Here is a 6,743-nt window from a genome sequence, read left to right as displayed (position 1 = left end):
GACTCCGGAGGAATTCCGAAATCAGTCCTTAGCAGCTTAGTCCTTACTAATTCGTCCAAGTTTTGGGACGCAGTTCAAGAGGACGGGTTCTTTTTATGGGCGGTCGTAAGGCCAAGAGCCGAGCGTTTGAGAATATCCAAGACCTTATCGACGGCGGCAGACTGCCCTAAAACCCTTCTTTCGAGAATCTCTCTGCCATCAATGAGCTGCTCTCGTAACCTCGTACTCTGCCAAGGATTTTCGGACAGACCCTGCCTATAGGTCCTAACCGCGTCCTCTATATCTTGCGCCACCGATCGCATACGTAGCGCAAGCTGGACCGATTCGTACATGCCCCGCATCGAGAAGCCTTCGGTCGCATCCGCAAACCTACGAGCCACAGCGGGTATATCGTCCCCTTCGACATGACCCTGAAGTAATAGCGCCGCCATCCGAAGGCGAAGGTCGATGTCGGGTTTCGCGATAGGAATCTGGCGGACGCCGTCGCCGTTCGTCATCCAGGAAGGCAGATCATCTACGGCATCCACAAGCCAAAACACCGGATGACGCAGCATGCCCGGAAAACCCTCGTGCCCGAACCGGATGGGGGCACCGTTGTACAATGCATGGCAATTCGATATCTCGACCGAAGCAAGCATCGCCTGCAAGAGCGCCTCATCTTCCGCCGAGGAACCATCTCGCATCTGAGATGTGTAGTCGACGACGAGGGCTAACGAAGGGCTAGCGCCCCGTGCCACTGCTTCTGCCAAGGCGCTCAGGCCGGCAAAGGGCGAAACGCCCCTCTGGCCACATTGGGCTTCGGCGCGGCCCCTGCCATCAAGGGACAGCGTTTCCATGAGCTCGCCTCCGATGCGTGACGAGAGTCCGCCAAGCACAACATCGGGAGCGAGCGATTCGCGCGTTTTCGCAACCCGAAATCCGTTGAGAGGATCAAAGACCACAACGCCATCGAAGCCGCAACGCTTCAGAACCTCCCAAATGGAATTGATAGTCGTATCCGGCCTGCAATCGTCACCAATCACAACAGGGTGCAAATCGTGGATATTCCCGAAAAGCACGAAGGTGCCGGTCGTTGGCAAGGAGGCATACAGAGAGCGCATCCACATGGGAGTATCCTTGCAATCCGGGTTAAGCCACGATGCATTATCCGCGGCAGAAGCATCGCAATTATCCATTATGCATTCCTCTCGCGTCTCTTCTTTTGCCCTTCGGAGCGACGCTGCCGCATTGAGGTCCTTGCGACCTTGGCCACCTCAACGGGCACCTCGCCCGGCTTCCTCTCGGATTGGAGCCGCACGCCTATCCCCGCTTCGGAAAGCTTGTTCGCAGCCGCGAATACCGCCGCGCAGCTACGTTCCTCCTCCGCCTTATCCTCTGCCGCGCTCGTAAGTCCATCCGACACCACCCGCGAGTACAGGCCGCCATTACCCGGGCTGTATTGGAAGCGAATTGCGTGGTGGGGAGCCTCTTTGATTTCGGCAAACGCCACATCACCGTAGCTTGTTGCAGTAAACCCTTCCCCTACGGAATACCCCATAGTCTCAAGTACTTCCTTTAAGGCGTTCTCCACATAACGCTGCTCTCGCATTGCCTGATCTTCGTCAACCACGTCGGCTATCATCATGCGAAGCGTACCGAGAGACTGCCTATCACATACCGTCTCTGCGAAATTGCGCGTTTCAGAGGCGGAAGCGGAGTTTACATGAGAAATGGCTTCGAGCTCTTTTCGCGCAATCGCCTGAAGGTCCTGTTTGTCCAGAACAAGGTTCACTTCTGTTTTTACCTCCAGAATTGCGCGATGGCGCGCTTTCGAGTCTTCCAAAGACTGCGCGCCTTCAAGCAGGCTAACCAGTTTTTCTCTCTGAGAGCTATCGCCAATGCCCGCAATCGCCCTCAGGGCAGACTCAATGTCGTCTCGTCTGACCTGCTTATCCCCTACGCTCGTTTTGCGAGAAGACGCAGGTGTCGCATTGGCATCGATTTTAATCGCAGAAAGGTCAACCGCCCCCGCAACGCTACGCGCACGCACCAGCACATCCCGCTCCCACTGTAGAGCAAGCTGCTCGCCGCGCAGCCTCACCTCCTCCTCTTCGACCTTCTTGCAAATCCAATCCAACTCCGAATGCCACTTTTTCACTTCAGCAAGGGAACTTGCCTTTAACCTGGGCAAAGGCTTGCTCGCTGCGACAACCTCGCATCCTCCCAGCTTCGCTATCTCCGAGCCAAGCGTACGGCAGGCCTCCCGATGTGCCTCGATGCGCCTGATAAGGCTCTCGCAGGCATTCAGACACGCCTCCCTCTCCCTCTCCTCTCTCAGCCTTTCTTGCTCCCAAGCGGATAGTCTGATATCGAAACCTTTCGGTCCGCTCATAGTCCTCCCCTATCTGAAACGACGGACTCCCGTAGGCGCTCTGCAATTTGGCTAAACGCATTTCGCGCCTCCCGTTGCCATTGCCTCCATTCGAGTCGACCACCCGTACCTGTTACATCGTCGAACTGCACGACTTGCCAGTCTGGCGATTCGACCCGCTCGTCTTCGACGCGAGATACGTCGTCGAAAAGCTCGAGGGAATGACTTTTTTCCGAGCCCCTTCTCACAAAGAAAATGAGCGGACGGACGGATGGGATGCCTTTTTCCGCCCAGGCGAGCTGTTGCTCCCTGAGCGCTTGAGCGGCCTCAGCAAAAGCCCGGGGAGAGTCGGCAACACCCCCGAACCGAAGAGAGGGAACGGAAAAATCCTCGATTCGACCGGGTCTGCTCCACACTACGCATTGCTGGCCTGCCTCGATAAAGCCAATTCGCACTCCTTCCCTGCCCCATCCCTCGCTCTTCAGCCGCGCGGTAAAACCGCTTGCAGCCTCCTGCAAAGCGCGCGTATAGAGAGCGGGAGCCGAACCTCCCGTTTCCACAACAACGAAGCAGGCTACATGGTCAACCGTCTGCGGGATCTCCAGCCCTTGCCTATTTCGCTGCGAGCCTCTCACCGCACCGCCATCTCTCGCATCCAGAAACAGGCCACGGGCAAAAGAAAGCTGCCTGCAACCGAGCAGGCAAACGCGATGAAATAGCTGCGAAGCGTCAGCGTCTTTCGCCTGCCGCAAACTTGGCGGAATACCCGCACGCATACAAGGCCTGCAAGCGACCCCGCTATAGCCAAAGCGACGCCAACCGAATACTCTAAAGCCGTCGTGAGGCCAAGCCCTTCCAGCGCCGCCGCCAAGACTGGCGCGGTTCGACCTGGCGAGCCAAAGCAATAGCTAAGCCCCGTCAGCAAAGCGAGGGCAAGCGTCACCCTGCCATATACCCGTTCGTCGGAAATAGGCAAATCAGCCCTCCCCGCCTCTACACCGACACGCAGAACGGCATCCCTTGCATCTTCGTCGGTCGCCGTCGCAACGCCGGCACCTTCGTTCTGTCTCGCATCGTGGTCAATAAGCATGGAGAGCATCGCCCGGGGACGACGTCCCAGGGCACGCAATCCCCTCAAGAGCTCTTCTTCCGCAGGCTGGCGACAGGAATCAGAACGTCCCGACCCCGTGCCAAACGCCCGCCTGAAGCAGCGGGAAAGCCGGAGAGGAAACCGCAGCGATGAAAGCCTGTACCGTCTTACAGGATACGTTCCCTTTGCGATGTCCCATCGCGGCAACGCGTAACTCATTTCCGCGATTTGGCGAGGAGACTCCTCAGGCTTTCTTTCGTTGCTCAGATTTCTGATTGAGTCCGAGCCGTTCCGAGCGAAACTCATCGGATGCCAGCCTCGAGACAAGAGGGCGAATACGTGAACGGCTAAGGCATATCGATCGCTCTCCTCGGAGTGACCCCCTGAACACAGGCTGCACAAATCCACACCCTGCAAATCAACCGGAAGCCACTCGGACGTTCCAGGGCCGAGGAACTTGCCTCTCTCCAGCCTAACCCCCGTCTCCGCAATGAAAACGCGGCATGTTCCAGCATCCACCAAAATGTTCCGAGGGTTCATATCACCCACGACCCAGCCGGTCTCATGAGCATGCTTGACTGCAATGCAGAGGTTCTCCGCTACACGCACTTTGCTTCCGAAGTGCATGGAGGGGAAATGCCCGTACAGCTTGCTGATCGGCACCCCTTCGGGCATGCAGGTGAGCACATAACCGACGAGCTCTCCGTCGCCGACACCCCCTCTAGAATGCACAACGTCGACTGGCCAGCAGATCTCGTTCTTAACGCGATCGGGGACGCTGAACTCGATCTGACGCCTCACCCGGTTGAGAACCCGCCACTGGACGGAAGACCGTAACGTCTTGACCGCGCGGCCTTCCGCTCCCTCTAGAGCATAGTAATCTCCCTCTTCGTCGCGAAAAAAAGGCGAATCGGAAGTAACGTAGGCGCGACCGCTCTCCCCGCTGAATCGCATCAGTTATCCTTGTCGGGAAGCCGGTTCCGAATGCTCTCCCCCATTCTCGCAGCGAAATCGGCAACACGTTGCGAAGCAGCTCCGAAGAGCTTCCTGCGGGCTTCCTCCCCTGTTTCCCCGGCGGCATCCTTGGCACTGCCCTCGACGCCACCGTCGACGTCATCCTCGGCAGCACCCCCGGTGCCATCAACAGCACCGTCTTCGGCGGCATCCCCGGCGTCGCTCTCCGCTTCCTCAACCGTCTCGCCCTCGAGACTCCCGTCGGCATCGATGCTGGAATCCGATTCGTCCTCGGCAACAAAGTCGGATTCGGCACTGGCTGCCTCTTCGGAGCCCCCCGTTTCAACGATTTCGCGATCCACCGATTCGGCTTCCCGAAAACCGCCGGCCTTCTTCGTCTCCTCCGTCTTTTCGCCTTTGGACTCAGACTCTTTCTTCGCCTCTGCAGCTTTCCTTTCGGCAGCCTCCCTCTCTTTTCGGGCTTCCTCCGCCTCCCTACGCGCTTTAAGTTCAGCAGCGATAGCCTCTTCACGCGCCTTTTTTTCCTCATCGGCAATACGGGCTTGCTCCCTTGCCTCGGCCTCCGCTTCCGCACGCTTGCGGATCTGCTCCGCCGCTTCGGCTTCCGCCGCAGCAATAGCCTCCTTCGCCTCAGCCAGCCGCTCAGCCTCCCTTGCCGCCTCAGCGTTGATCGCAGCCCTCGCATTCGCAATCTTCAAACGCTCTTGCTCTACGTACGCCTCCGCCGCGGCACGCGCAGACAGGATCTCTTTCTCCTTGTCCTTGGTCTTCAAGCTCTCATGCGCCTGCCTGTTGGCCTCCCGCATTGCCCTTGCGGCCGCCCGACGCTCCGCTTCTGCCTCGGCAAGAGCTTCCTTCCTCTTTTTCCGCGCTATCTCATAGGACTCTTTAATCGCCCTTTTCGCAGCAGCAGCCTGCCGCCTTTCGTTTTTCTCCCGCTCGCGAGCAATTCCTCGCTCCTTTTTTGCCACGCGGCGAGCATTGCGCTCCTCTTGGCGAATCACCGAAGGAAGCTGCGCGGCCTCGTATTCCTCCCGAATCTCCGCCGCACGAGCTTCGCGCTGCTCGCTTACCGCCACAAAAGCCCGCGTGTTTGCCTCTTTGATATCGGCGACGCGCTGGCCGATGATTTCACCACGCCTCACCTGTATAGCCGCTAATTTGCGGAGCTCCTCCAAGTAAGCCTCCACGAGAGGCATTGCCTCTGCATCGTAGGTTCCGCTATGAAACTTGTCTTCAATACGAACCATCGCATCGGCAAGCTCTCCCCGCAAAACCCCAGGCTCATTATGGCGGGCCTTTGTGTTAGCGCTTACTGCGGGATCTCCGAAAAGCAAATCGTCGAAACCGAGACTCTCGAGGCTGCCCATTGCTTCCCGCGCCTTCCTCCGACGCAGGAAAGGAAGGGGGCTCTTCTTGACCCCGAACTCCAAGCTCCTAACCCAGAGCGAGCCGCGGTCTCGAGTCGGAGGCGCACCGCCAACCCGATCTGCTGAGTTAGGCGGCTTTTCGGCGGAACCGCTCCCTTGGCTACCTGAATTGTCGAAACGAGCCATACAAGCTCCTACTCTCTAGCCAGCCATCTAGCTCAAGTCTGGATCGTAGCCAGCAAACCGCTCGTCGTGGCGGCGCCTCGGGCCGTTACTCAACGATCCATCGTTGACCATTTCTGGAGCCACTCGAACATAGCGAGAAGCCCCGTAAAGGTAAATCGACAGTTTTCTGAGATACTCCTGGCGAACAATCCCCTCGTGGGTTGCCCCTATGTCCTCGGCATCCCGGTAATCCTCCGCCGCCGCAGCCATACTGACAGCAATCCCGCGGATTGACTTTCTCAGCGTCGCTTCCTCTTCGTCAAAACAAGCACGCGCGTCCCTCTCGCGCTTCGCCTTCCGCTTGCTCACAAGATAGTCGCTTGTTCCCGCATCGCCATCAAATGTGGCGTTTCGAATCGCAGACAATACGGCGTCGCGCTCTCCGTAAAGCTCGGTAAGGCGTCCGTACAGCGTTTCGCGACGAGTCCGTTCGTGCTCCAAGAACACGCGCAGGTCAAACATTATTCCATCGCATTTCAACCATACAGCCGCAATCTGTGAGTTTGCTTCCTGGATCATCATCTCGTTGAACGGAGAGACCAGCTCACCCTCTTCACTCACGTACGTCAGCCGTCGTTTGGCATCTCCACGCCCTTGGCGCAGGAGCTCCCTTCTCTCCTTGGTGGTCAGCTGCGGGGGCGAGCAGAGCGTACGTCTCGCCTCCACCAGCACACTTCTCGGGGGCCTTGCTGCCAGCCCATTCGTTGCAGTATTTGCGTCTTCAGCCATGTCG

General features: G+C 58.1%; 5 protein-coding genes. All 5 read right to left on the bottom strand.

The features are described from left to right. Window positions 1-74 precede the first annotated feature (74 nt). Window positions 75-1,175, bottom strand: a complete 1,101-nt coding sequence (locus NFR41_RS02125) for a hypothetical protein (protein WP_251230524.1) — start codon at window positions 1,173-1,175, stop codon at window positions 75-77. Beyond that, window positions 1,175-2,371, bottom strand: a complete 1,197-nt coding sequence (locus tag NFR41_RS02120; protein WP_251230523.1) for a hypothetical protein — start codon at window positions 2,369-2,371, stop codon at window positions 1,175-1,177. The genes NFR41_RS02125 and NFR41_RS02120 overlap by 1 nt, the downstream gene beginning before the upstream one ends. Before the next feature lie 610 nt (window positions 2,372-2,981). After that, window positions 2,982-4,394 (bottom strand): hypothetical protein, encoded by a 1,413-nt coding sequence (locus NFR41_RS02115; RefSeq protein ID WP_251230522.1) that lies wholly within the window; start codon window positions 4,392-4,394, stop codon window positions 2,982-2,984. Then, window positions 4,394-5,971: a coiled-coil domain-containing protein gene (locus tag NFR41_RS02110; RefSeq protein ID WP_251230521.1), complete on the bottom strand. Its 1,578-nt coding sequence runs from the start codon at window positions 5,969-5,971 to the stop codon at window positions 4,394-4,396. Before NFR41_RS02110 ends, NFR41_RS02115 begins: the two co-directional genes overlap by 1 nt. A 27-nt stretch (window positions 5,972-5,998) precedes the next feature. Continuing rightward, window positions 5,999-6,739: a hypothetical protein gene (locus NFR41_RS02105; RefSeq protein WP_251230520.1), complete on the bottom strand. Its 741-nt coding sequence runs from the start codon at window positions 6,737-6,739 to the stop codon at window positions 5,999-6,001. Window positions 6,740-6,743: the final 4 nt, after the last annotated feature.

Source organism: Adlercreutzia aquisgranensis (genome assembly GCF_943193145.1).
In the GTDB taxonomy this organism is placed as follows: domain Bacteria; phylum Actinomycetota; class Coriobacteriia; order Coriobacteriales; family Eggerthellaceae; genus Xiamenia; species Xiamenia aquisgranensis.
Note: the sequence above shows the minus strand (reverse complement) of the source record. Positions and strands in the feature narration are given on the sequence as shown.

What these genes read in the sequence shown, in the direction of transcription:
- NFR41_RS02125 (WP_251230524.1), bottom strand. Translation starts at nt 1,175, where the DNA reads ATGGATAATTGCGATGCTTCTGCCGCGGATAATGCATCGTGGCTTAAC.
- NFR41_RS02120 (WP_251230523.1), bottom strand. Translation starts at nt 2,371, where the DNA reads ATGAGCGGACCGAAAGGTTTCGATATCAGACTATCCGCTTGGGAGCAA.
- NFR41_RS02115 (WP_251230522.1), bottom strand. Translation starts at nt 4,394, where the DNA reads ATGCGATTCAGCGGGGAGAGCGGTCGCGCCTACGTTACTTCCGATTCG.
- NFR41_RS02110 (WP_251230521.1), bottom strand. Translation starts at nt 5,971, where the DNA reads ATGGCTCGTTTCGACAATTCAGGTAGCCAAGGGAGCGGTTCCGCCGAA.
- NFR41_RS02105 (WP_251230520.1), bottom strand. Translation starts at nt 6,739, where the DNA reads ATGGCTGAAGACGCAAATACTGCAACGAATGGGCTGGCAGCAAGGCCC.